The following is a 25,633-nucleotide window of genomic DNA, read 5'->3' on the forward strand; positions in this document are numbered from 1 at the left end:
AGGACTTGTGTTGCTAAGAATTTTAGCTAAAGGGGGGAGGGATTGTGCTGAGTCGGGCTGATTCAGTGAATTACAGGGATTAATTATTTTTTGATCTTAAAAAGATCCGGGGAGATAAAAGCGGATATGTCCGCTTCTATCTCCCCGGTTATTATTTAGAGCTGTTTATCCATCAGCAGATGGAGATCATTAAGCTGTATATTTTTTGAATACTACGATAGCGTTGTGACCACCGAAGCCAAAAGTGTTGCTCATGGCTACGTTTACGGTACGTTGCTGTGCCTTGCCGAGGGTAAGGTTCAGGTTAGTAGGGATTCCTTCACCAAGAATAGAAGTGTTGATGGTGGGAGGAATGATATCTTCCTGGGTAGCTTTGATACAGGCGATGGCTTCAATAGCACCGGCAGCTCCAAGCAGGTGACCTGTCATGGATTTGGTAGCGCTGATATTGAGTTTTTCCACGTGATCGCCGAAGGCAGATACGATGGCTTTCAGCTCGCTGAGATCTCCTACCGGAGTGGAAGTAGTGTGGGAGTTGATGTAATCCACTGCGGTTGGTTCAATACCGGCATCTTCCAGGGCCTGTTCCATACCTAAACGTGCGCCCATTCCTTCCGGATGGGTAGCAGTGAGGTGATAGGCATCGCAGGTCATGGCGCCGCCAATCATTTCGCCGTAGATGGTAGCACCTCTGGCGATGGCGTGCTCGTATTCTTCCAGGATGATGGCGCCGGCGCCTTCACCCATTACAAAACCATCACGTTCTATATCAAACGGGCGGGAAGCATGGGTAGGATCTTCGTTGCGGGTAGACAATGCTTTGAGGGCATTGAAACCTGCAATACCAGCACGGGTTACAGGAGCTTCAGAGCCACCTGCCACAATTGCGTTGGCTTTACCCAGACGGATGTAGTTGAAAGCATCTACCAGTGCACTGGTAGAGGAAGCACAGGCAGAAACCGTGCAGAAGTTGATACCCATGAAACCGTATTTCATCGCTATCTGACCTGCTGCAATGTCACATATTAATTTAGGAATAAAGAACGGGTTGAATTTAGGCACAAAGTTCTGTTGTGTGAATTCAACGATCTGTTCTTCGAACGTAAGCATCCCGCCGTTGCCGGATGCCCAGATCACACCAACTTTAGTTTTGTCGATCCCTTCTTTGTCGAGGCCAGCATTTACTACTGCTTCCTGGGCAGCCGCCATAGCGTACTGTGTGAAACAATCCATTTTGCGGGCTTCCTTCTTTTCCATATACTTTTCCACCTCAAATCCTTTCACTTCACAGGCGAATTTTGTTTTAAACTCTGTGGTGTCGAATTTAGTGATGGGGCCGGCGCCACTAACGCCTGCCTTCATATTGTTCCAAAAAGTATCTACATCATTCCCGATAGGTGTTAATGCTCCCAAGCCGGTAACCACAACCCTTTTCAGTGTAACAGTACGCATATTTTTTACTTTAATAAAAAAAGTTAGAGCGCAAATTTAGTTACTTATTGTTATGATTAAGCATATTCATTAAGATAATATAATATAACTTTTTGGAATTTACGTCGAAACTCAGTGTGGTGGCTTATTTGTAAGCATGCGATCGCAGGAACTGACAGTTCTCTTACCAATTTCATAACATTTTTAATTTAAAAATGCTGAAATGCAAGCGAATTGTAATCCATAAAAGTAAAGCGCTGCCGGATAACCGGTAATATATTATCAGGCTGCAGCAACGACTGCGGGTACCGGTAATACCGTGATTTTGCGGGTACGTTGTTTAAGGAAAGAAATAATTTCCGCATCTGTCTGGAAGCGGTCGCCGATGTTGACGAAGTGTTTTGCCAGCAGATCATAGCGCTTGCCCATAAGATAGGCCCATACATGGAGGAAGTGAATGCCGTCGAATACAATGGCATCATTGGCGATGTATTCATCCAGTGTTTTGGTAAAATATACGGGATGTTCTGTCCAGTGCATGTTAGGTTTTACGTGATGACTGATATGATAGCCATCGTTCCAGCACTTGTGATTATATTTTGTATTGATACAGGTGATACTGTTTTTGTAGGAATTGTCAGGTTCTTCGGAACAGATAAAGGCGTGTTGGGCCCAGTTTCCGACCATCATGATAACACGGGAAATCATAAAGGGCAATATAAATACAACAAATGTAGCCGGGAAATTGATAAAGGATAAACCAACACATGCGCCAATAAAAAGTACTTCTCCTCTTACCAGTTTTACCATCAGCTTACTTCTTTTCCGCTGTAAATGATAGCGGGCCGTATCATAAACACCAAAAGTGATGAAACTTCCCAGGTATGAAAGAAATCCACGGAAAGAGTCGCGTTGATAGATCATGGTACAACTGTCATCATCCGGCATATTATTTTCCGGATGGTGCATCCCGATGTGGTGAGAGTAGTAGCCTTCCGGTGTTTGTCCGAACAGGGGACCAATCGCCCAGGGCAGGTAGTTATTCCAGAACTGGTATTTTTTTTCAAAGAAGGCGCGGTGGCTGGTGCAATGGAGCATCAGGCCAAACGGGCCTTTGAAGGTAAAGTTATTCAGGAACTGGTATGCGATGGCAGCAGCCCACCAAATCCAGTTGTTCATTCCCGGGATATAGAGGATGATTGCCAGTGGCCAGAGCGTAAAAGTAATTTTAAGGGTAAGGTATACAAAGGGCAAGTCACGTTCATCCCTGATCCAGCTTTTAAAAAGACGGTCAAGAGCAGTTTCATGTGTGGGTTTTATGTAAACTGGGTCTGTGAGTTGAGAAAGTTGCTTCATATGCTCATTGTATGTTTTACTACAGTTGTAATAATGTTGGCAGAAAAGGAGCCGGTGAATTATTATAACGTGGCCCCGGGAGAAATATTATTCCACATAGGTTAACTGAAAGGTAACCATTTTTTTCTTCTCTGGCGGTAATTACGGGTATTTTTGTAATTTCCGTTCGAATGTGTATCTGTCAGAGGCGAACATGACCCTGTAATATTATAACTGTCCGGGTATGTGAAAATGTGCAGGTCGTACCATTTTTATATATGCCAAAACCAATCACTATACATGAAGCGATTAACCCTTAAGGATGTTGCAAAAATGGCGGGAGTAGCGCCTTCCACGGTCTCTTTCGTTTTAAACGGAAAGGGGAAACAAATGCGCATCCGGGATGAGGTAGCCACCAGAATCATGCAGGTAGCGGAAAAGTCCGGCTATGAGCCCCATCGTATGGCGGTTAACCTGCGTACAGGCCAGTCCAAAACTTTGGGACTGATCGTAGAAAGCATTTCCGGAAGCTTTTTTGCCAGTCTGGCTAAAACGATCGAAACCGAAGCGGAGCGCCGGGGATACAATGTGGTATACTGTAGTACCGAGAATAACGCCCAGAAAGGCGGAGAACTGATCCGCATGCTGGGTCGGCAAATGGTAGACGGCTACCTGATTACCCCCGCACCCGGAATGGAAAAGGAGATCCAGCACCTGGTGACACAGCACAAACCAGTAGTACTGATGGATAGCTACTTCCCCGCTATCAAAACACCCTATGTACTGATCAATAACTTTGACGGTGTACAGCAGGGCATGAAACACCTGATCAGTAAAGGGTTTACAAAAATAGCCTTCGTAATGGTAGATGTAAAGCTGATCCAGATCGAAGAACGCCTGCGCGGCTATACCACCGCCCTCAAGGAACACAAGATCCCGGTAAAGAAAAAGTATATCCTCCAGCTGCAATATCACCGGCAGCGGGAAGATTCACTGAATGAACTCCAGGAGTTTATTGAGGCCAATCCTGAACTGGACGCCATCTTCTTCTCCACCAATTACCTGGGTATCCTGGGACTGGAAGTAATTGCCCGAATGGGGTTAAAGATGCCGGAAGACCTGTCTGTAGTTTGTTTTGACGACCACGATATCTTCCGTTTGTATCCTCCCGGTATCTCGGTAATAGAGCAGCCGATAGAAGGAATCGCCAAAACCGCCATAGATCTGTTGATGCACCAACTGGATAAAAACAGTGGCCCGATGAAGAAAACAGCCGTGGAATTACCCGGAAAATTTATCCTGAGAGGATCTGCCTGAGCGGGCAACCACTTGTAAAAAAAGCGTTAAATACTTGCAATTGCTGGAAAAATATTTATACTTTTAGAACTGGCTTTTAAAGTTAAAGAGGAAAGGATTCGTAGAATCTTTTTTTTCTATACCTGTGCTAAATCGATTTTGTTGTAATTTCACGGTAACTTTACACATATTAATGTGTTATTAGCGAAAAGGATCATTTTTGTTGTACATAATATCTAATCATGAAAAAAGTTGGACTGTTAGCAGCCGCTTTGTTATGCCTGCATGGCGCTCATAGCCAGACGGTAAATAAAGTAGCTGAGCCGGCGGAATGGGTAAACACCCTGATGGGCTCTGATTCCAAAGTGAGCTTATCAAACGGAAATACCTATCCTGCCATTGCCCTGCCCTGGGGAATGAACTTCTGGATGCCACAAACCAATACCATGGGCAATGGCTGGGCTTATCAATATACCGCTGATAAGATCAGGGGATTTAAGCAAACGCACCAACCTTCACCCTGGATCAACGACTATGGTCAGTTTGCCATTATGCCCGTTACCGGTACCGTGAAGTTTGATCAGAACAAACGCGCCAGCTGGTTTTCTCATAAATCAGAAGTAGCCAAACCATATTATTACAGCGTATACCTCGCAGACCCTGACGTTACCACAGAAATTACACCTACCGAAAGGGCCGCACAGCTGCGTTTCACCTATCCGGCTACCGACAGTGCCTTCATCGTAGTGGATGCATTCGACAAAGGTTCCTATATTAAAATATTACCGGAAGAAAAGAAGATAATCGGATACACTACCAAAAACAGTGGCGGCGTACCTTCCAACTTCAAGAACTACTTTATTATCAAATTTGATAAGGCATTTACCGTTGCCGATATCTGGCACGACTCCGTGCTGGTGAAAGGTAAACTGGAACTGCAGGCCGATCATACCGGCGCCGTAGTAGGATTCAAAACAAAGAAAGGCGAAAAGGTAGGAATCAAAACTGCTTCTTCCTTTATCAGCTTCGAACAGGCTGAATTGAACCTGCAACGCGAAATCGGACAGGAAAGCTTTGATGTGACCTGCAAAAAAGCAAAAGATATCTGGAATAAAGAATTGGGCAGATTGTCTGTAGAAGGCGGTACCAGCGACCAGGTAAGTACTTTCTACTCCTCCCTGTACCGCACCATGCTGTTCCCGCGCAAGTTCTACGAAATCGACGCGAAGAACGCAATTGTACACTACAGCCCGTTCAATGGCCAGGTATTACCCGGCTATATGTTCACCGACAACGGTTTCTGGGATACTTTCCGCGCAGTACATCCTTTCTTCACCCTGATGTATCCTACGCTGAGTTCACACATCATGGAAGGACTGTCTAACGCCTACACCGAAAGCGGCTGGTTACCAGAGTGGGCAAGCCCCGGTCACCGCGATTGCATGGTGGGTTCCAACTCCGCTTCCCTCATTGCTGACGCATACCTGAAAGGTATCCGTGGCTACGATATCAATAACCTCTACAAAGGTATCCTGAAGAACTCCGAGAACGAAGGTCCGCTGAGTTCTGTAGGCCGCCTGGGTGTGAAATATTATAATGACCTGGGTTATGTGCCTTACGATGTAAACGTAAACGAAAATGCCGCACGTACCCTGGAATATGCTTACGACGACTTCACCATTTACCAGCTGGCAAAAGCGCTGAACCGTCCGAAAAGCGAAATAGACCTGTTTGAAAAACGCTCCCAGAATTACCGGAACCTCTTTGATCCGGAAACTAAACTGATGCGTGGTAAGAACAAGGATGGTAAATTCCAGACACCTTTCAATCCGTTCAAATGGGGAGATGCCTTTACAGAAGGAAACAGCTGGCACTATACCTGGTCTGTATTCCATGACGTACAAGGCTTAGCCAAACTGATGGGCGGCCGCGATATGTTTGTCAATATGCTGGATTCAGTTTTCAACATGCCACCGGTATTTGATGAAAGCTACTACGGTACTGTCATCCACGAGATCCGCGAAATGCAGATCATGAATATGGGCCAGTATGCTCACGGCAACCAGCCTATTCAACACATGATCTATTTATATAACTATGCAGGCCAGCCATGGAAAACACAATACTGGATCCGCCAGGTAATGAGCCGTTTGTACAAAGCCACTCCGGATGGATACTGTGGTGACGAAGACAACGGTCAAACCAGCGCCTGGTACGTGTTCTCCGCTATGGGCTTCTACCCTGTTTGTCCGGGTACACAACAGTATGTACTGGGTACTCCACTGTTCTCCAAACTGACCATGACTTTGGAAGATGGTAAGAAAATGGTGATCAACGCACCGGGCAACAGCGACACCAACCTGTATGTTCAGAAAGCTACTTTAAACGGACAGACCTATACGAAAAACTGGATCAGCCACCAGGACCTGCAGAAAGGCGGTACCCTGGAATTCAAAATGGGCGCCACTCCTGAGAAATCAAGAGGAACCGATCCGGCTGCTTTCCCGTATTCGTATTCTCCTACAGCGAACAAGTAGTATTGCTGTCCGTGAACTATTTTCATTGTTCACTGAAATACTTCGTCCCGACTCTTCGGGATGTACAATTTTAAACTTTCAGCCCTTAGTCATCTGTTGTGTTTTGCTACCACAGGTGACTAATTGCTGATCGCTAAAGGTATACAGCCACAATCTACCACCATGAGAAAAATTCTTCTACCGCTTTTATTCTTTTCCTCCCTGTCGGTATTTGCACAGGAAAACGTCATTCAATATGTGAAGCCGATCACCGGCACACAAAGGATGGGACATACCTACCCCGGCGCTACCGTGCCTTTCGGGATGGTACAACTCAGTCCTGAAACGGATACCATTCCTTACGAAATGAATGGTAAGTATAATCCGGACGTGTATAAGTATTGCGCCGGTTATCAGTATGAAGACAAAACCATCGTAGGTTTCAGTCATACTCACTTCAGCGGCACCGGCCATTCCGATCTGGGCGATTTCCTGATTATGCCCACCGTAGGAACCCTGCAACTGAATCCCGGTACGGCTGATCATCCTGAAAGTGGCTACCGCTCTGCTTTTTCGCATAGCACAGAAGTAGCGGAACCCGCTTATTATAAAGTGAAACTGGAAGATGATAATATACTTGCGGAACTCACTGCCAGCAATCGCGTCGGATTCCATCAGTACACTTTCCCCGGTACCGATCAGGCACATATCATCCTCGATATGATGTCCGGTATCTATAACTACGACAATAAAAACGTGTGGACTTTCATCCGGGTGGAAAACGATACCCTGGTGACCGGCTTCCGCCAGACTAACGGTTGGGCACGTACGAGAATAGAGTATTTTGCGATGACCTTCTCCAAACCATTTGTAGCATACGGACAGCAAAACAATGCCAAAGATGTGTATAAAGGCTTCTGGAGAAAGTTTGACCAGACAAAGAACTTCCCCGAAATGGCCGGCAGACAGGTACGCGCCTATTTCGATTTCAAGACAGCACCCGGTGAAAAGATCAAAATAAAAATGGCCCTGTCTCCGGTGAGTACCGAAGGCGCCCTGAAAAATCTGCGTGCAGAAATTCCAGGATGGGACTTTGACCAGGTAAAACGCGATGGACAGGCATTGTGGACCAAAGAACTGAATAAAATTCATATCGAATCCGGCAGCCGCGAAGAGAAAGAGAATTTCTATACCGCCATGTATCATGCGTTCATCAATCCTACTACTTATATGGATGTAGATGGACAATATCGCGGACTGGATATGAATATCCATACCGCCAACGGATACACGAACTATACTACTTTCTCCCTGTGGGATACCTATCGCGCACTGCACCCGCTGTTTAACGTGATTCAGCCGAAACGCAATGCTGATATGATCCAGTCGATGCTGAACCATTATGACCAGAGTGCGCAACACATGCTGCCTATCTGGTCGCATTATGCCAATGAAAACTGGTGCATGATCGGCTACCACAGCGTATCCGTAATTGCGGATGCCATCATGAAAGGCAACGCTCCTTTCGATGTGAATAAAGCACTGGACGCCTGTGTTACCACCGCCCGCCACCGTACTTACGATGGTCTTAGCTATTACATCGACAGAGGTTATATCCCGGAAGATAAGAATGGATCTTCTGTTTCAAAGACGCTGGAATATGCGTATGACGACTGGTGTATTGCACAGGTGGCAAAGAAATTGGGCAGAACAGATCTCTACGATGAGTTCATTAAACGTTCGCAGAATTATAAGAACGTATACGATAGCAATACCGGCTTCATGCGTCCTAAACTGGATGATGGCACCTTCAAAGCGAACTTTGATGCTTTGCAAACCCATGACCAGGGCTTTATTGAAGGGAATGCCTGGAACTACAGTCTGTATGTACCACATTACCCTGACGAAATGATCGCCATGATGGGGGGGAAGAAACAGTTTACCACGCACCTGGATTCCCTGTTTACGATGGAGCTGCCTGATAAATATTTCGCTGAAACGGAAGATATTACCCGCGATGGCATCATCGGTAATTACGTTCATGGCAATGAGCCTTCCCATCATGTAGCCTATCTCTATAACTGGACCGGCTATCCGTGGAAAACACAGGAACGCGTTCGCATGATCCTGAAGAAGATGTATCATCCCGGACCGGATGGCCTGGGCGGTAACGACGACTGCGGACAAATGAGCGCCTGGTATATCTTTACTACGCTTGGCTTCTACCCTGTATGCCCGGGTTCAGACCAGTATTCACTCGGTAGCCCGGCTATTGATAAGGCTACTTTGCAGCTGGAGAACGGAAAGATTTTTGTAGTGGATGTGAAGAATCAAAGTGATAAAAACGTATATGTACAGAAGGTATTACTCAATGGTACACCGTTGAACCGCTTGTACATTACACACGCAGATATTATGAATGGTGGCAGCATTACGTTTTATATGGGTGCCAAACCGAAGAAATAGTAAGTATTCCAATAAACAGAAAGGGAGTCTCCGGTTATGGAGACTCCCTTTTTGTTTATAAAAGTATTGTTATTATGAACGGAGGTTGAATGACAATATACCTAACTGTACTTTCTGCGCCGCATCAGTGGCTTTGAAACGGAAATACAGGTTATGTTTTTTGCCATCAGCTACCGGGGTAAAGTTGAAGTTTGCCTTGTTCTGCGTTTTAGGTTGTGCACCTGGTCCGATGGTCACTTCACCCAGACGGGTTCCGTTGGCATCATCCAGGAATGCTTCTACTACATAGCCGGCCTGTTGAGGTTCCTGTACCATGTATACCAATTCAATACCGTTGATGTCTGTCAGGTCCAGTTTGTTGTAAACTGCCCAACCTTCTGCATTGGAAGGGATGAGGAATTTCATACCATCTGCAGAGAATACAGCAGCGCCATCGGCTTTGCTGAAATCAGCTGCAATCAGTTTAGGACTGATCAGTTCTGCAGTAGCAGTACCGGTAATTGGTTTGATACCAGGACCACCTTTATCTGTGTAGCTGGCCAGCAGGTACAATACGCCATTGTCTTTGGCTTCACCACCCAGGGTTGGGTTGATGCTGCCGGTAGCTGGCAGGGAAGCAACTTTAGGAGCAGCACCACCAATAGAATAGATGTATTCTATCAGTTGTTTGGCTTCGCCCATGGAGATGCCCGGATGCGCTGACATGGCTGTTTCGCCCCAAACACCGCCACCACCGTTGATGATCTTTTTAGCCAGCATTTCAGGAGCAGCAGGATCGTTTTTATATTTTTCTGCTACCTGTTTGAAAGAAGGTCCAATAGATTTTTCATCTGGCTTGTGACAGGTTTTACAGTCAGATACTTCCATGATGTTTTTACCTGCAATAGCACCGGTAATGATCTGGTGGCCCTGTGGCTGTGCTGCCTTATCGCGTCCCTGGATATAATCTGCCTTTACGAAGATGTTGTTGGCATCCAGTTTACCGTCGGCAGAATTACCATCTTCCTTGTCACTGATGTTCACGGTGTATTTCACTGGTTTACCAGGGAAGTAGAACATCTTGTTTCCGGTGATATCAATCTTCACGTCAGGTGTTTCGTTACCTGCATACAGTTCGATGGATTTACTCTTTGTTTTAGCGCCTTTATCGTCGGCTACTTCTACAAATACCTGGTATTCACCTGCAGTGCTGTAGCTGTATTCAACGGTAGGCTCCTTGGTTTCTTTCTTGGTACCGTTACCGAAATTCCAGAGGTAAGTGAGTTTATCGCCATCGGGATCTTTAGATCCGTCAGCAGTTAAAGTTACCTTGAATGGTAAGCCGCCGGTGGTGCGGTTAGCCTGGATATTGGCTACCGGTGCACGGTTGCCGCCATTGAAATCGATACGGGAAAGACCTGCATCTGCATTTTTACTGAACCATCCGTTACCATATTCCAGGATATACAGACGGCCATCAGGACCCATTTCCATGTCGATCGGCGCATTCAGTTTAGTACCTGGAATGAACTTTTCCATTTTGGAGAAGTCGCCGTTTTTGTCCATCGTAACAGCCATGATCCATCCGCGTATCCAGTCGTAGATAAACAGTTTATCATTGTAGTAATCCGGGAAACGGGTTTCTTTCGGATAGAACTCGCTGTGGTAAACTGGTCCGGCTTCCGCGTTACGGCCGCCGCTACCTACCAGCGGGAATTCGTCTGATTTCGCATAAGGATACCAGATGAAAGCAGAAGTTGCCGGTGGCAGTTCTTTCAGACCGGTATTGTTACGGGAATGATTGATTGGTTTTAACGGATCGTAGTAAGGGCCGCTTTCACCTGTTTCGTAGTTGTATTTACGATAAGGTTTGTTATTGGCAATAAACATCGGATAACCGAAGTTACCTGGCTTTTTGGCCTGGTTAATTTCATCGTATCCTCTTGGTCCGCGCAGGGAGTCGTCGTTATTGGCGTCTGGTCCTACTTCTCCCCAGTATACGTAGCCGGTTTTCTGGTCTACCGACATACGGTAAGGGTTACGGGTACCCATCGCATAAATTTCAGGACGGGTATCTTTTGTGCCCTTAGGGAACAGGTTACCGTCAGGAATAGTGTAAGAACCGTCCGCTTCCACTTTGATACGCAGGATCTTTCCGCGCAGATCGTTGGTGTTGGCAGAACCGCGCAGGTCATCATACTGCAGGTGACCCGGACGGTCATCTGAAGGACCAAAACCTTTGCTTACATATTTCTGTCCTGGTTCATCAAATGGCGTGGTATTATCTCCGGTAGACAAATACAGCAGTCCGCCTGGTCCGAATGCAATAGAACCGCCGGTGTGGCAGCAGATATTACGTTGGGAGTAGAACTGCAGGATTACTTTTTCAGAAGCCATATCCAGTTTGTTGTTTTCAAATTTGAAACGTGACAAACGGTTTACGGACGTATCTGCAGGAGAATACATCGCGTAGATGAAGTGGTTATTTTTAAAGTCGGGATCCGCAGCGAGGCCGAGGAAACCTTCTTCCGCATTTACATTTGGCGTATCGGTATGATGGTATACTTTCAGGAAACCTGCCTGGGAGAGTTTCTTTTCTGCTGCATTGTAAAGCATCAGTTCTCCACGGCGCTGGGCCACCAGGATGTCGAGGTTAGGGAGTATAGCCATTTCCGTTGGTTCGAAGAACTCACCGGATACCAGTACGTTTTTGGTGAAACGGTCTTCTTCCGGAACACGCAGTGTTTTAGCCAGGCTGTAATCCAGTACCTGGTTTTTACCGATAGCATATTTGATACCACCGGCGAGGTGTTTCAGGAAAAGACTGTCTGTGTAAGACTCTTCTGTGTGACCGAGGCCGGTATAGAAAGCGCGGCCGCCGTCATAGTCGTGGTACCAGCTGATCGGGTGATTACCTTTCATGGTACCGCCTTCATAAGATTTCTCGTCTAATTTCAGCAGCACGGTAGTGGTGGTATCCACATCTTTATAATTATACCACTCATCGGTATGTTCCCATTTTTCGGGAAGACCTTCGGTAGCGGGAAAAGATTTTTCAACGACATCAACTATAGCTTTGTGAACGCCCGGAGGATGGTTCTGGAACCATGCGCCGGCGAGGTGGTTATACCAGCCCCATTCGTATTCGGTATCAGCAGCGGCGTGTACACCTACGTAACCACCACCTGCCTGGATATATCTTTCGAAATCGGCTTCCTGGTAGTTATTGAGTACATCACCGGTGGTGTTCAGGAAGATAACAGCGGAATATTGCGCCAGTGTATCTTCATTGAATTTAGCGGCATTTTCTGTAGTGTCTACATCAAATCCGTTTTCCTGTCCCAGTTTCTGTATGGCTTTGATACCATTTGGGATGGAGCTGTGGCGGAAACCGCTGGTTTTACTGAATACCAGTATTTTCGGTTTACCGGGTCGTGATTTTTTACAGGCTGCCAGGCCAACAACAACAAGGGCCAGCAGCAAAAAGATTCTTAGCGTACGTTTCATTATAACAGATTAGTTTTTGGGTTTCCAATTGCCGATGGCGTATTCGATGCCACCCAGCAAATGTTTCAGGTATACGGGATCCTGGTAAGCTTCTTTCACGTGTCCCATTTCAGTGTAGAAAGACCGGCCTCCCTCAAAATCATGATACCAGCACATAGGGTGGTTATCACCGTTTTTACCGCCGGTGTACGAGGTTTCATCAATTTTGATGAGTACATGTACATCGGGGTTCAGATTTTTGAAGTTGTACCATTCGTCTTTACGGATCCACTCATCTGGTAAATCTTTGGTAGCCGGATGGTTATGATCTATCACTTTAAGGGTAGCAGTTTGCTGGTTTGGATGGCTCAGGAACCATGCGCCGGCCAGTTTGTTATACCATGGCCAGTCGTATTCCGTATCCGTAGCTGCGTGGATTCCCATCCAGGCACCGCCTTTGTGGATATAGTTTTCGAAAGCTACCTGTTGGGCGCTATCGAGTACATCGCCGGTGGTGCAACTGAAAATAACGGCAGCGTATTTTTTCAGATTAGAAGAAGTAAAGGCGCTGGCATCTTCCGTAGTGTCTACTTCAAAGCCATTTTCCTTGCCCAGTTGCATGATCGCTAATTTAGAAGCGGGAATGCAATCGTGGCGGAAGCCTTTTGTTTTTGAGAACACGAGAACTCTTTTAGCCTTGTGTTTGTGCTTTGCCTGTACGGATACCGTACCGGCGAGGAGCAAGAGTGCAATAAACGCGGTGAGTGCTTTCATCTTGTTTTACGTGGGAATTGAAATGAATAATTACTGAATAAGTAAAAAGCAAAAAGCTACTGAAGTATCGAGATATGCAAGCGCCCATCTCCGCTTCAGTAGCTTTTGCCTAATGCTGTTAGCTTTATCCGGAAATTAAAGAACTCTTATTTTGATATTGCGGTACCATACGTCATCGCCATGATCCTGCAGGGCGATGTGACCTTTTGCATGTTTACCAAATTCTTTCCAGTCGTGGAATTTGCTTTTTGCTACCAGTGCATCCCATTCAGGAGTGCCCATAGTAGTTTCGGCAGTTTTCACGCCATTGAGCCAGAGGGTCAGGTGACCATCTTTCTTGGATAATTTGGCGCTGTTCCATTCGCCAACAGGTTTTGCTGGTCTGGAAGGTGCTTTGATCAGGTCGTACAGTTCACCTGCATTGTGTTTTGGATTCTTACCATCCGGGTGGCCGGCGTCGTCGATCACCTGCATTTCAGGACCGGACAGGTAAGTCTGGCTTAAGGAAGGATCTTCGTGCACGCTGAAAATCAGACCGCTGTTACCACCTGGAGAAATTTTCCATTCGTAGGTCAGCTCATAGTTTTCGTATTCTGCGTCGGTAACGAGATCACCGCCTGGTGCGCCATTCTTTTTGGCTTCCTGGTTCAGGCCAATTGCGCCATCTGCTACACCCCATGCAGGGCTGGCAGTGGATTTCAGGTAAGTATGCCAGCCTTTGGTAGAAGTACCGTCGAATAACAGTACCCAACCTTGTTTCTTTTCTTTAGCTGACAGGGTATTTAATTTCTGGGCTTTTACAGCAGTAGTACCGAGAACGGCAGCTACCATCAGTGCACCCATGATTAATTTTTTCATTCAGGATGATTGAGTGATGAAAGAATTACTTTTTGCCGATGGATAAGATATACTTAACCATTTCTTTGGCGTCGTCTTTAGAAATCTGTGGGTGAGGCAGCATGGCTACTTCGCCCCAGTTACCGGAACCACCTTTGATGATTTTATCGGCCAGTTTCTCCTCATTTTCAGGAGTGTCAGCGTATTTACCTGCGATGTCTTTCAGGGCAGGTCCTACTACTTTCATTTCTTCTTTATGGCATGTTTTACAGTCACTTTCCGCCATCAGCTTTTCGCCTTTACTTACTGGTTTATCAGCGCTGGGTGATACCATGGAATTATCTGCTGCTGGGCTTTCATGAGTGCTAACGCTGTCAGCATTTTCTGCCTTTTTTTCACCACCTCCGCAAGCTGCAAAGAATAATACACTTAATACGAGCGGCGCCAGATATCTCTTTCTCATTTGTTGATTAGTTTTTATTTGGTTATTGTTTACTACGATCGGTGGATATACGGCAATTATATGCCTAAAATTCTCTTATTGAAAGCATCATCTGTTCCGCCTCCGGCAAAGTCATCAAATGCTTTTTCGGTAACACGGATAATATGATCCTGTATGAAAGGGGCACCTTCTTTAGCGCCATCTTCCGGATGTTTAATACAGCATTCCCACTCCATAACGGCCCAGCCGGCAAAATCGTATTGCGCCATTTTACTGAAGATGGATTTAAAGTCAACCTGTCCGTCGCCCAGAGAGCGGAAACGTCCCGGACGATCGATCCACGACTGGAATCCGCCATATACTCCGGAACGGCCGGTGGCATTGAATTCCGCGTCTTTTACGTGGAAGGCTTTGATTTTTTCGTGGTAAATATCGATATATTCCAGGTAATCCAGGCATTGCAGGAGCAAATGACTTGGATCATACAGCAAATTAGCACGGGTATGATTACCGGTTGCTTCCAGGAAGCGTTCGAAAGTAATACCATCGTGGAGGTCTTCACCCGGGTGAATTTCATAGCAAACGTCTACGCCGTTGGCATCAAATTCATTCAGGATGGGTAGCCAGCGTTTAGCCAGTTCTGCGAAGCCGGTTTCCACCAGTCCTGCAGGGCGTTGCGGCCATGGATACATAGCAGGTGCCCAGAGCAGCGCGCCGCTGAAAGTAGCGTGGGCGTTGAGGCCCAGGTTACGGCTGGCTTTCGCAGCGTATTTCAGCTGGTTCACGGCCCATTCTGTGCGGGCCTGGATATTACCATGATATTGTGCAGGTGCAAATCCGTCGAACATTTCCGTGAAAGCAGGATTTACTGCTACCAGTTGTCCCTGCAGGTGTGTACTCAGTTCGGTGATTTCCAGTCCGGCTGCATTCACGATGCCTTTGATTTCATCTGCATAGGTTTTGCTTTCGGCAGCCTTTTGCAGGTCTATCAGGCGTGTTTCCCAGGTGGGGATCTGTACTCCTTTGAAGCCAATGGAGGCAGCCCACTCACAGATGGATTTCAGATTATTAAAAGGCGCTTCATCTCCCATGAACTGCGCCAGAAAAATACCAGGTCCTTTTATCGTTTTCATACGCTCTTCCGGTTGTTAATACTAGATCTCGAAATTAGTCCATTTAGCATCGCTCTGAGAAGAACGAACTACGTTGTCGATGAACGCCATACCACGTACGCCTTCTTCGGTACCCGGGAAGTCCAGGGATTCCGGAGATGGTTGTACGCCATCAATTTTCGCAGATAAAGTTTGTGCGAAGTTGCGGTACAGGTTACCGAATGCTTCCAGGTATCCTTCCGGATGTCCGCCCGGAGTACGGGTGTTATGGGTCATGTAGGAAGACTGGAAGCTGTATCCGCCGCCTGCGCGATAGATTTCAGTAGGTTTATCCAGCCATTTTACGAGGAGGGTATTAGGTTCGTGCTGTGCCCATTCGAGACCGCCTTTTTCGCCGTATACACGGATTTTCAGGGCGTTTTCTTCACCGGCAGCTACCTGTGAGGCCATCAGTACGCCTGCAGCGCCGTTGTCGAAACGGAGCAGTACAGCGCCATCGTCGTCGAGTGCGCGGCCTGGTACCATGATGTTGAGGTCAGCGCATAACTTTTCAATTTTCGCGCCGCTGATATATTCTGCCAGGTTTGCTGCGTGGGTACCGATGTCGCCCATACAGCCGCTTTTACCGGATTTTTTAGGATCTGTTCTCCAGGCAGCCTGTGCGTTGCCTTCTCTTTCACTGAGTTTGCTCAGCCAGCCTTGTGGGTATTCTACCCATACTTTGCGGATCTTGCCCAGTGCACCGTCTTTCACCATCTGCCTGGCTTGTTTTACCATTGGATAGCCGGTGTAGGTATGTGTGAGCAACAGGGTTAAGCCGGTTGCTTCTACTTTTGCTTTTAATTGTTTTGCTTCGTCCAGGGAAAACGTGATCGGTTTTTCGATAACTACGTTGAAGCCCAGATCCAGTGCCATCATGGCCGGTTCAAAGTGAGCGAAGTTGGGCGTTACGATGGTCACGAAGTCCAGCCTTTTATCAGCAGGCATGGCAGCTTCTTTTTCCAGCATTGTTTTGAAATCGAGGTAAGTACGTTCCGGATCGAGGAACAGCATTTTACCTGATTCCACAGCGATATCGTTATTGATGCTGAGTGCGCCTGCAGTCAGCTCAATCAGTCCGTCCATATTGGCTGCAATCCGGTGAATTGCACCAATGAAGGCGTCCTTACCGCCTCCGATCATTCCCATTCTAAGTTTCCGTGTCATATTTACAATTATCGTTTTATAATTTTATACTATCTGAACCTGTGCTTTTACTACTTTTTTGCGGCTGCGCATATAAAAGAAAAGTCCTGTAAAGGCCACTATCAGTACTACTGGTATTACCAGGGTGGCGTTAATGATTTCCGGACCGGCAACTGCGGTGGCCTGGCTGAAAGCAGTAGCTTCAGCAGAGCCGGGAGCTGCGGAGCGGTAAGCATCCAGGGATGCGCCGGCAGGTAAGTTTTTTACGATGATACTGTCGTAGAAACCACCCATAAAATACATGTAAACAGATACGGCAAACATACCGGCACCGCCCATCAGGTTCATGCCTAAGGCGCCTGATTCAGGGATGTTTTCGGAGATAAATCCGAGCATGGTTGGCCAGAAATAAGTTACGCCCATTCCAAAGATGAAGGCGGCCACAAATACCATGTTGCCTGATACATGGGAAAGTAAATATAAGCCCAAAGCTGATAAAATCGCAGAAATAAGCAAAACGCCGGTAGGAGATATTTTATGAACAACCGGTCCGGCAATGCCTCGGCCCAATACTTGTACACCAGCGGTTAAAGCCAGGATGAGGATGGAGTTTTCGGTCACATTCTTTAATAATACTTCAATCCACTGCCCGGTGAAAAGCTCTGTGATGGCGGTGCCAAACATCAGGATAAACATCACGATGAACAGGGGGCTTAAGATAGATTTGTACATCTGTGCGGAAGAAACACCGGCTGCCACCCTTTCTGTAACGGGGAAGTCGAGTTTCAGAAAAAGATAACCATAGATCAGGGTAGGGATCACCATGGTGGCTACCTGCAGCTGCCAGCTGAGGCCCATTTTGGTGAGCAGGAATACCAGCAGTGTACCTACTACGATACCGCCGGGGAACCACAGGTGAAAGTGATTCAGTTTGGTTGTTTTGTTGTCCGGGAAAATGGTGGCCACCAGTGGATTACACGCTGCTTCCACGGTACCGTTGGCCATACCGATAAACAGGGTGGAAATAAACAGCGACCAGAAACCGTTGGCAAACACCGTCAGCACAATACCCACCAGATGGAGGATAAACGCTGCGAGCAGCAAACGTTTCATGCCTATAGCATCTACAATGAAACCGCCTATGACTACTGCCAGCGGGAATCCCCAGAAAGCAGTACCTGCAATGATGCTTAATTGTTTGGTATCCAGGTGGAACTCAACGCCCAGTCGGCTTAAGATTCCGGCACGGATGCCAAAGGATAATGATGTTACCAGTAGCGCCATACAGCTGGCTACGAACAGTTTTTGCGGCTGAATTGCATTTGCCATAAACGTGGATATTTGTGTAAAAAGTTAAAACGGCTATTAAACCTTTAAATTTATAAAAAGTATTTTCATATTTCCATCTTTTTATATGGACGAAAGGCATTTTTTTTGAAAATTCTCTTTTTCGCCGGGAACGGGCGATCCAGCCGGGAAACGACACTGTTTCGGACGGCTGTCCATGCGGTCATATTTCAGGATAAACGGTTTTGACAGGCCGGGGGCGGAAACGGGGAAATGCATGTTCTCCGGGTATTCTGTCCTGCAATAGTAATCCTGAAACCGGTTTACAGTTCATCCGGATAAAGCCCATCTAAAAGGCTTTTAGCCTGACAACAGGATGCAAACAGCGGAACTTTGCTGCCGGGCGGGAGGCCTGACTACCGGTGAAGCATCAACGAAATACCCGGAAATGAAATTGTAAACCGGTAAAACTTGCCGGTATCCGCCGGTTGGGTGCGGTCCGGGAACGAAATTACCGGTTACGCGAAAATGTCCGGGTATAACCTGACAAAGAAGTGAGTGTACTCAAAAAAATCACTACAGCAACCTGACAGCAGTGCAGGTTCTTTTTTGTGCTCCGACGCCTGGCCGCAGTGAAATGATTTCTTTCCAGAAGGCCTACAACAGTAACTTTCGCGGCAAATATCAACAATATGTTAATTGATTTCTGCAAATTGGAAAATCCCCCCAAAATCCCTCTTGAATCACCGAATTTATTCCTACTTTTACAGGCCTTGCCGGGCAGCTGTAAAACTGACACCTTGACAGTTGGCCTTTAACAAGCACAATATTTGAGTAATCTGGATGCCGTCTATCCAACTGACTAAGCCCGCAGCCTTAGTGCCACAGGCTGGTAAAGCAGGAATTTATCAACTGATATACTCAGCCTGGATGGGGTCAGGTTACAATAAATAGAAATCGTAATTCGTAATTAAACATTTAACATGTTAGGTTTTTTATCAAAGCTATTTGGAGGGAATAAATCAGAAAGGGATATTAAATCCATCTCTCCGGTGGTGCAGCAGATTAATGAGGAGTACGAAAAACTGCAATCCCTGCCTATTGATGAGCTGCGTCGTAAAACGCAGGACTTCCGCGCACGCATCGCTGCACATCTCGCCACTATTGATAAAGAAATAGCGGAGAAACAGACCACAGCAGATGCCGAAGAAGATGTCACTTCAAAAGACACCATATACCAGGAAATAGACCTTCTTAAAAAAGACCGTGATAAACAACTGGAAGTAGTATTGAAAGAAATACTTCCGGAAGCGTTTGCGGTAGTGAAAGAAGCAGCCCGTCGTTTTACCAACAATGTTACCCAGACTGTTACCGCAACAGACCTGGACCGTCAGCTGGCAGTAAGAAAGGATTACGTAACGATCGAAGGCGACAAAGCAATCTGGAAAAACAGCTGGAACGCTGCCGGCAGCATGGTTACCTGGAACATGGTACACTATGACGTGCAGCTGATCGGTGGTACCGTATTACACCAGGGTAAAATTGCCGAAATGGCAACGGGTGAAGGTAAAACCCTCGTATCTACCCTGCCTGCTTACCTCAATGCACTGGCTGGTCAAGGTGTACACATCGTAACGGTGAATGACTACCTGGCCCGTCGTGACTCCGAGTGGAATGGTCCTCTCTTCGAATTCCTCGATATTACAGTAGACTGTATCGATAAACATCAACCCAATACACCTGAACGCCGTAACGCTTACCTGGCGGATATTACCTACGGTACCAACAATGAATTCGGTTTCGACTACCTCCGTGATAACATGGTACACAACCCGGATGAAATGGTACAACGTAAACACCATTACGCCATGGTGGATGAGGTGGATAGTGTACTGGTGGATGATGCCCGTACCCCGCTGATCATTTCCGGTCCTATCCCACGCGGAGAAGAGCAGGAATTCCATGCACTGAAACCACGTATCGAATACCTGGTGGAAATGCAGAAAAAAGCAGCCAACCAATACCTGCAGGAAGCCAAGAAACTGATCGGAGAAGGAAAAGATGATCCAAAAACCGGTGGACTGGCCCTGATGCGCGCCTGGAGAGGCTTGCCAAAGAGCAGTGCGCTGATCAAATATCTCAGCGAACCTGGTAACAGGGTGTTATTACAGAAAGCAGAAAACTACTACCTGGCAGATCAGCAACGCGAAATGCCAAAAGTAGACGAAGGACTGCTGTTTGTAATCGAAGAAAAACAAAACAGTGTAGATCTCACCGATAAAGGTATTCACCTGATCACACAAGGCGGAGAAGATGCGAACTTCTTTATCCTGCCGGATGTGGGTTCAGAACTGGCAGAAATTGAAAAACTGTCAGTGACACCTGAAGAGAAACTGCAGCGCAAAGACGCATTATTGCAGGACTTTGCCGCAAAGTCAGATCGTATCCATTCCGTTCAGCAATTACTGAAAGCCTACACTTTATTTGATAAAGATGTGGAGTATGTGGTAATGGACGGTAAAGTGAAGATTGTAGATGAGCAAACCGGTCGTATCCTCGATGGACGCCGTTACTCTGATGGTTTACACCAGGCTATTGAAGCGAAGGAAAATGTGAAAGTGGAAGCAGCCACCCAGACCTTTGCTACCATCACCCTGCAGAACTTCTTCCGTATGTATCACAAGCTGGCTGGTATGACTGGTACGGCTTCTACTGAAGCAGGTGAACTCTGGGAAATCTACAAACTGGATGTGGTGACTATTCCTACCAACCTTCCGATCTCCCGTGTAGATGCAGAAGACCTGGTATACAAAACAAAGAGAGATAAATACAAAGCTGTTATCGACGAAATCAAGCAATTGCAGGCAAAAGGCCGTCCCGTACTGGTAGGTACTACCTCCGTGGAAGTGTCTGAATTACTGAGCAAGATGCTGACCTTCGATAAAGTTCCTCATAACGTACTGAATGCGAAACAGCACGCCCGTGAAGCACAGATCGTAGCAGAAGCCGGTTTACCCGGTGCTGTGACCATCGCTACCAATATGGCGGGTCGTGGTACGGATATCAAGCTCGGACCCGGCGTGAAAGAAGCAGGTGGTCTGGCTATCATCGGTACAGAAAGACATGAAAGTCGTCGTGTGGATCGCCAGCTGCGCGGTCGTGCCGGTCGTCAGGGTGATCCGGGAACTTCCCAGTTCTTCGTTTCCCTGGAAGATGACCTGATGCGTATGTTCGGTTCAGAACGTATTGCCGGCCTCATGGACCGTATGGGTTATAAAGAAGGAGAAGTGATCCAGCACAGCATGATCACCCGTTCTATCGAAAGAGCACAGAAGAAAGTAGAAGAAAATAACTTTGGTATCCGTAAGCGTTTGCTGGAGTATGATGATGTGATGAACAAGCAGCGTACCGTGATCTACGCAAAACGTAACCACGCCCTGTTTGGCGAACGTCTGGCTATAGATATCGATAACGCCTTCTATGATGTGGCAGAGAACATGGTATCTACCCATAAAGCCAGCGGTGATTATGAAGCATTCAAAATGGATGCTATCATGAACTTCTCTATTGATACAAAGATCACCCGTGAAGAACTGGCGAAGACAGATATTCCAAACCTGGCTTCCAAACTGTATTACGAAGGGAAAGATAATTACACCCGCAAAGTAAATGACCTGATCAGCAATACACTGCCGGTAATTGAGCGCATCCACCAGGAACAGGGACACCAGATCGAAAATATCTCCATACCATTTACTGATGGTAAAAAAGGTATCAACGTACTGGCCAACCTGCAGAAAGTAGTGGAAACCAAGGGGCATGAAACTATGAACGCCCTGGAACGCAGCATCACCCTGGCTTTGATCGATGAATCATGGAAAGAGCACCTGCGTGCCATGGACGACCTGAAACAATCTGTACAGAGTGCCGTATACGAACAGAAAGATCCGTTGCTGATCTACAAGTTCGAAGCGTTCAACCTGTTCAAGGAAATGGATGGTGAAACCAGCCGTGATATCGTTTCCTTCCTGACCAAATGCGGTATCCCCGTAAACAACCAGGAACAGGAAGCTGCACCGGAAATCCGCGAAGGCCGCGAAGAAAAAACCGATATGAGCCGCATGCGTGCTTCTCATGAGGAACTGGCCGAGAACGGTAGTCACCAGAACGGCGCACCGGAATTTCAAACCGCAGAAGAAGTAAAAACAGAACCCGTACGCCACCAGGGCCCACAGATAGGTCGTAATGATCTTTGCCCTTGCGGTAGCGGTAAAAAATACAAACAATGCCACGGTAAGAACGCATAAGCAGAACTACCCGGAAAAATTAATGCAAAACGGATTACGGCAACGTAATCCGTTTTGCATTAATTTCGCTTTGTAATCCAATAAAAGACATGACGATGGAGATTAACCGCTATATAGACCATACCGTATTGAAACCCACCACCACACTGGAAGACATCAAACAGTTGTGTATGCAATGTGTGGAGTACGATTTTGCGGCAGCCTGTGTGCCCCCGTTATATGTGAAACTGGCAAAACAATTCCTGGGAGCTACCAATACCAAAGTGGCTACCGTAATAGGCTTTCCGTTCGGGTATTCCGCTATAGAGGCCAAAGTAGCTGAAACCGTACTGGCCATTGTAGATGGGGCAGATGAGCTGGATGTGGTGATTAATATCTCGGCGATCAAGAACAAAGACTGGGAATACCTGGAAAAGGAAATTGCCAATATCATGTACCTGGTGCGTGAAAAGAAGAAAGTGATCAAGATCATCATCGAAAGTGGCATATTATTGGAAGAAGAGATCGTGCAGTGCTGCCAGTTGTATGCGAAATATGGCGTGGATTTCATGAAAACGTCTACCGGTTATGCAGAAAGAGGCGCTACCGTGGAAGCCGTAAAACTGATGCGTGCAAATTTACCTGCTAACATACAAATAAAAGCTTCCGGCGGGATTCGTACCTTTACCTTTGCGAAAGAGTTGATCGAGGCAGGGGCTACCCGGATCGGCGCCAGTGCCAGCATCAATATTGTGAAGGAGAGCAAAGAAGCACAATAGTAATTATTCATAGTTAATTATACCTTATTCATGCAAAAGTTATTCATCCTGGTATGCTGTCTGTTGGGGAGTAGTTGGGCCATGGCACAGGACAATGCCACCGCTTCCAATGGAAATGTGAGAGTGGTGAAAGATAGTCGTGTGGATGTGCTGATTAAAAAACAGATCTACATTAATACCCTTGCTATCCGCAACCAGTCTGGTTTCCGGGTACAGGTGATCTCCACCAACAAACGGGGCGACGCGAATGAAGCAAAAGCGAAAGTAATGCAGCTCTTCGGCGATTACCGCACCTATCTCGATTACCAGGCACCCTATTTTAAAGTGCGCGTAGGCGATTTCAAATCCCGTGAGGAAGCCGCTGAATTACGGGACAAATTATCCGACCTGTTTTCAGGAGGTGTATTTGTAGTACCCGCTATCATTAACGTGTCACTGGATAAAGAACTATCGAATGAAGAACCGTATTAAAGAGCTGGCGAAAGCGTATGCTCCTGAGTTTACTGCTATCCGGCGGCATTTGCATTCCCATCCGGAATTATCCTTTCAGGAATTTGAAACCACTGCGTTTATACAGCAGCAATTAACTTCCTTTGGTGTTCCCTTCAAGGCAGGTATTGCCGGCACCGGCATTATTGCGCTCATAGAAGGAAAAAATCCCGCTTCCAAAACCATTGCATTGCGTGCAGATATGGACGCATTGCCTATTACAGAAGCCAACGATGTACCCTATAAATCAGTCAACACCGGCGTTATGCACGCCTGTGGACATGATGTACACACTTCCTGTGTATTGGGGGCCACGAAAATATTACACGAGTTAAGAGGAGAATTTGAAGGCACGATCAAGATCCTGTTTCAACCGGGCGAAGAAAAGCACCCGGGTGGAGCAAGCATCATGATAGAAGAAGGCGCCCTCGAAAATCCACGTCCGGACGCTATCCTGGGGCTGCATGTGCATCCTTCCCTGGAAGTGGGCAAGATTGGATTTCACGCCGGTAAATACATGGCCAGCGCCGATGAAATTTATATTACCGTAAAAGGTAAAGGCGGCCATGCCGCGCAACCTCATCTTACAGTAGATACCATCCTGGTAGCGTCTCAACTGGTAGTGAGCTTACAGCAGATCATCTCCCGTAACAACAATCCTTTTTCTCCTTCGGTATTATCTATCTGTGCTTTCAATGGCGGTTTTACTACCAATGTAATCCCAAGCGAAGTGAAGCTGATGGGTACTTTCAGGGCAATGGATGAAACCTGGCGTTTTAAGGCGCATGAACTGATCCGCAAACAGGCAGTAGGTATTGCAGAAGCAATGGGCGCTGAAATAGACATTGAAATATTGGTAGGCTATCCTACTTTGTATAACAACGAGATCATTACTACGAAAGCACGCAGCTTTGCTACAGACTTCCTCGGTGAAGAAGCTGTGGGTGATACGGAGATCCGGATGGGGGCAGAAGATTTTGCCTTTTATTCACAGGTGGTACCGGCTTGTTTTTTCCGGCTGGGTACCGGCAATGTGGCCAGGGGTATTACTTCCGGTGTACACACCCCTACTTTTGACGTAGATGAACACGCCATAGAAATTGGAATGGGCACGATGGCCTACCTGGCTACGCAGTTCTAAAAAGATATAATAACAGAAACGTCCCGATGAAAATCGGGACGTTTTTTTTAACACAAAAATTTGTTTTTTATAAAGCTTGTAAACCGGCTGGACAACCAGTTTGTGTATTGATAGAAATTATTGCTAATTGAATTGTTTTAAGCTCTGGATAGACCTTTCGGCCAGGTTCAACTCTTTCAGGCTATCCACTTTAAACTCCCCGGATTTGTAGGGCGCATAAAAGAACAACGACCCGTTTTTACCCATTTTGATCCGCACAGAATCCAGTTTATTCTCGTCACTTACTTCCAGTTTATTGTTATTTCCACCGGTGTAGGAGAAGGAGTTAATCTCTGTTTTGTAGATGAACGTGCCAACGTCTGACCCTACATTAATTTGCAGCACAGGCGCCTTGGTATCATTCAGATCCAGGCTGTAATTGCTGGTATTGCCGATGTAGCTGATCGTCGGGCAAAACAACACCACATCGCGGGGTTTGCTGACTTCCACATAGAGCGTATCGCCTGATACGTGAAAAGTGGCGTTCTTGTAGAATTCAAAGGCGTAGTCATTCGATTCGCGTATACGGAAAGATGCGCCCTGATCAGCAGGTTGCGGGGAGGTATTGCGTAATACCAGTGCCTTGAAAGCCGGCAGGGTGGTTTTGGTATAATCCGGGTCTACCTGTGGCTGTTGTCTTTCGATATTGGTGATCCCTTTATTGTAGTCTGCTTTCAGGATGATAACAGAGAATAGCATGAATAACACCAGTACACCTGCAAAGCCTAAGAGTAATTTATTGCTGGTTGTCAT

17 protein-coding genes are annotated in these 25,633 nt (G+C 46.6%); 7 read left to right on the forward strand and 10 right to left on the reverse strand.

The features are described from left to right. Nucleotides 1–189: 189 nt before the first annotated feature. The gene (gene fabF, locus BMW79_RS06495) at nucleotides 190–1,452 is read right to left on the reverse strand and encodes a beta-ketoacyl-ACP synthase II (protein WP_089892110.1); all 1,263 of its coding nucleotides are present in this window, start codon (nucleotides 1,450–1,452) and stop codon (nucleotides 190–192) included. A gap of 261 nt (nucleotides 1,453–1,713) precedes the next feature. Next, complete coding sequence (locus BMW79_RS06500; RefSeq protein ID WP_089892114.1) at nucleotides 1,714–2,787, reverse strand: fatty acid desaturase family protein; 1,074 nt, start codon at nucleotides 2,785–2,787, stop codon at nucleotides 1,714–1,716. Nucleotides 2,788–3,066: 279 nt separating this feature from the next. On the opposite strand from BMW79_RS06500, the gene BMW79_RS06505 reads away from it, so the two are divergent. The 3 genes from BMW79_RS06505 to BMW79_RS06515 all read left to right on the forward strand — a co-directional run bounded on the left by BMW79_RS06505 (nucleotide 3,067) and on the right by BMW79_RS06515 (nucleotide 9,044). Then, entirely contained in the window at nucleotides 3,067–4,083 is a 1,017-nt protein-coding gene (locus BMW79_RS06505) for a LacI family DNA-binding transcriptional regulator (protein WP_089892117.1), read from the forward strand. 221 nt (nucleotides 4,084–4,304) lie between these two features. After that, nucleotides 4,305–6,599 carry a GH92 family glycosyl hydrolase gene (locus tag BMW79_RS06510; RefSeq protein WP_089892120.1) on the forward strand — a complete coding sequence of 765 codons (2,295 nt, stop codon included), beginning with the start codon at nucleotides 4,305–4,307 and terminating at the stop codon, nucleotides 6,597–6,599. 162 nt (nucleotides 6,600–6,761) lie between these two features. Continuing rightward, nucleotides 6,762–9,044 (forward strand): GH92 family glycosyl hydrolase, encoded by a 2,283-nt coding sequence (locus BMW79_RS06515; RefSeq protein WP_089896805.1) that lies wholly within the window; start codon nucleotides 6,762–6,764, stop codon nucleotides 9,042–9,044. 72 nt (nucleotides 9,045–9,116) lie between these two features. Here the strand turns inward: BMW79_RS06515 and BMW79_RS06520 are convergent, their stop codons facing one another. From BMW79_RS06520 to BMW79_RS06550, 7 genes are all read right to left on the reverse strand, one after another. Next, entirely contained in the window at nucleotides 9,117–12,530 is a 3,414-nt protein-coding gene (locus tag BMW79_RS06520; protein ID WP_089892123.1) for a ThuA domain-containing protein, read from the reverse strand. A 9-nt stretch (nucleotides 12,531–12,539) separates the two neighbouring features. Beyond that, entirely contained in the window at nucleotides 12,540–13,283 is a 744-nt protein-coding gene (locus BMW79_RS06525; protein WP_089892125.1) for a ThuA domain-containing protein, read from the reverse strand. Nucleotides 13,284–13,418: 135 nt separating this feature from the next. After that, nucleotides 13,419–14,141, reverse strand: a complete 723-nt coding sequence (locus BMW79_RS06530) for a 3-keto-disaccharide hydrolase (protein ID WP_089892128.1) — start codon at nucleotides 14,139–14,141, stop codon at nucleotides 13,419–13,421. A 25-nt stretch (nucleotides 14,142–14,166) separates the two neighbouring features. Continuing rightward, entirely contained in the window at nucleotides 14,167–14,583 is a 417-nt protein-coding gene (locus tag BMW79_RS06535; RefSeq protein ID WP_089892132.1) for a c-type cytochrome, read from the reverse strand. Nucleotides 14,584–14,639: 56 nt separating this feature from the next. Next, a complete protein-coding gene (locus tag BMW79_RS06540; protein ID WP_089892136.1) occupies nucleotides 14,640–15,695 on the reverse strand; it encodes a sugar phosphate isomerase/epimerase family protein in 1,056 nt (351 codons plus the stop codon). Between the two features lie 21 nt (nucleotides 15,696–15,716). After that, nucleotides 15,717–16,880, reverse strand: coding sequence for a Gfo/Idh/MocA family protein (locus tag BMW79_RS06545; protein WP_089892138.1), 1,164 nt, complete (start codon nucleotides 16,878–16,880; stop codon nucleotides 15,717–15,719). Nucleotides 16,881–16,904: 24 nt separating this feature from the next. Beyond that, nucleotides 16,905–18,188, reverse strand: coding sequence for an MFS transporter (locus BMW79_RS06550; RefSeq protein ID WP_089892141.1), 1,284 nt, complete (start codon nucleotides 18,186–18,188; stop codon nucleotides 16,905–16,907). Between the two features lie 941 nt (nucleotides 18,189–19,129). Here BMW79_RS06550 and secA point away from each other — a divergent pair. From secA to BMW79_RS06570, 4 genes are all read left to right on the forward strand, one after another. Continuing rightward, complete coding sequence (secA, locus tag BMW79_RS06555; RefSeq protein ID WP_089892144.1) at nucleotides 19,130–22,453, forward strand: preprotein translocase subunit SecA; 3,324 nt, start codon at nucleotides 19,130–19,132, stop codon at nucleotides 22,451–22,453. An 89-nt stretch (nucleotides 22,454–22,542) separates the two neighbouring features. Beyond that, nucleotides 22,543–23,211 carry a deoxyribose-phosphate aldolase gene (gene deoC, locus BMW79_RS06560; protein ID WP_245752401.1) on the forward strand — a complete coding sequence of 223 codons (669 nt, stop codon included), beginning with the start codon at nucleotides 22,543–22,545 and terminating at the stop codon, nucleotides 23,209–23,211. Nucleotides 23,212–23,241: 30 nt separating this feature from the next. Next, nucleotides 23,242–23,682: an SPOR domain-containing protein gene (locus tag BMW79_RS06565; RefSeq protein WP_089892150.1), complete on the forward strand. Its 441-nt coding sequence runs from the start codon at nucleotides 23,242–23,244 to the stop codon at nucleotides 23,680–23,682. Continuing rightward, a complete protein-coding gene (locus BMW79_RS06570; RefSeq protein WP_089892153.1) occupies nucleotides 23,666–24,841 on the forward strand; it encodes a M20 metallopeptidase family protein in 1,176 nt (391 codons plus the stop codon). The genes BMW79_RS06565 and BMW79_RS06570 overlap by 17 nt, the downstream gene beginning before the upstream one ends. A 123-nt stretch (nucleotides 24,842–24,964) precedes the next feature. On the opposite strand, the gene BMW79_RS06575 is transcribed toward BMW79_RS06570, so the two are convergent. Then, entirely contained in the window at nucleotides 24,965–25,633 is a 669-nt protein-coding gene (locus BMW79_RS06575; protein WP_089892156.1) for a hypothetical protein, read from the reverse strand.

Source organism: Chitinophaga arvensicola (assembly GCF_900110835.1).
GTDB lineage: Bacteria > Bacteroidota > Bacteroidia > Chitinophagales > Chitinophagaceae > Chitinophaga > Chitinophaga arvensicola.

Excerpts from the sequence above, each read along its gene's own strand:
- fabF (WP_089892110.1), bottom strand. The coding sequence starts at position 1,452 with ATGCGTACTGTTACACTGAAAAGGGTTGTGGTTACCGGCTTGGGAGCA.
- BMW79_RS06500 (WP_089892114.1), bottom strand. The coding sequence starts at position 2,787 with ATGAAGCAACTTTCTCAACTCACAGACCCAGTTTACATAAAACCCACA.
- BMW79_RS06505 (WP_089892117.1), top strand. The coding sequence starts at position 3,067 with ATGAAGCGATTAACCCTTAAGGATGTTGCAAAAATGGCGGGAGTAGCG.
- BMW79_RS06510 (WP_089892120.1), top strand. The coding sequence starts at position 4,305 with ATGAAAAAAGTTGGACTGTTAGCAGCCGCTTTGTTATGCCTGCATGGC.
- BMW79_RS06515 (WP_089896805.1), top strand. The coding sequence starts at position 6,762 with ATGAGAAAAATTCTTCTACCGCTTTTATTCTTTTCCTCCCTGTCGGTA.
- BMW79_RS06520 (WP_089892123.1), bottom strand. The coding sequence starts at position 12,530 with ATGAAACGTACGCTAAGAATCTTTTTGCTGCTGGCCCTTGTTGTTGTT.
- BMW79_RS06525 (WP_089892125.1), bottom strand. The coding sequence starts at position 13,283 with ATGAAAGCACTCACCGCGTTTATTGCACTCTTGCTCCTCGCCGGTACG.
- BMW79_RS06530 (WP_089892128.1), bottom strand. The coding sequence starts at position 14,141 with ATGAAAAAATTAATCATGGGTGCACTGATGGTAGCTGCCGTTCTCGGT.
- BMW79_RS06535 (WP_089892132.1), bottom strand. The coding sequence starts at position 14,583 with ATGAGAAAGAGATATCTGGCGCCGCTCGTATTAAGTGTATTATTCTTT.
- BMW79_RS06540 (WP_089892136.1), bottom strand. The coding sequence starts at position 15,695 with ATGAAAACGATAAAAGGACCTGGTATTTTTCTGGCGCAGTTCATGGGA.
- BMW79_RS06545 (WP_089892138.1), bottom strand. The coding sequence starts at position 16,880 with ATGACACGGAAACTTAGAATGGGAATGATCGGAGGCGGTAAGGACGCC.
- BMW79_RS06550 (WP_089892141.1), bottom strand. The coding sequence starts at position 18,188 with ATGGCAAATGCAATTCAGCCGCAAAAACTGTTCGTAGCCAGCTGTATG.
- secA (WP_089892144.1), top strand. The coding sequence starts at position 19,130 with ATGTTAGGTTTTTTATCAAAGCTATTTGGAGGGAATAAATCAGAAAGG.
- deoC (WP_245752401.1), top strand. The coding sequence starts at position 22,543 with ATGACGATGGAGATTAACCGCTATATAGACCATACCGTATTGAAACCC.
- BMW79_RS06565 (WP_089892150.1), top strand. The coding sequence starts at position 23,242 with ATGCAAAAGTTATTCATCCTGGTATGCTGTCTGTTGGGGAGTAGTTGG.
- BMW79_RS06570 (WP_089892153.1), top strand. The coding sequence starts at position 23,666 with ATGAAGAACCGTATTAAAGAGCTGGCGAAAGCGTATGCTCCTGAGTTT.
- BMW79_RS06575 (WP_089892156.1), bottom strand. The coding sequence starts at position 25,633 with ATGACAACCAGCAATAAATTACTCTTAGGCTTTGCAGGTGTACTGGTG.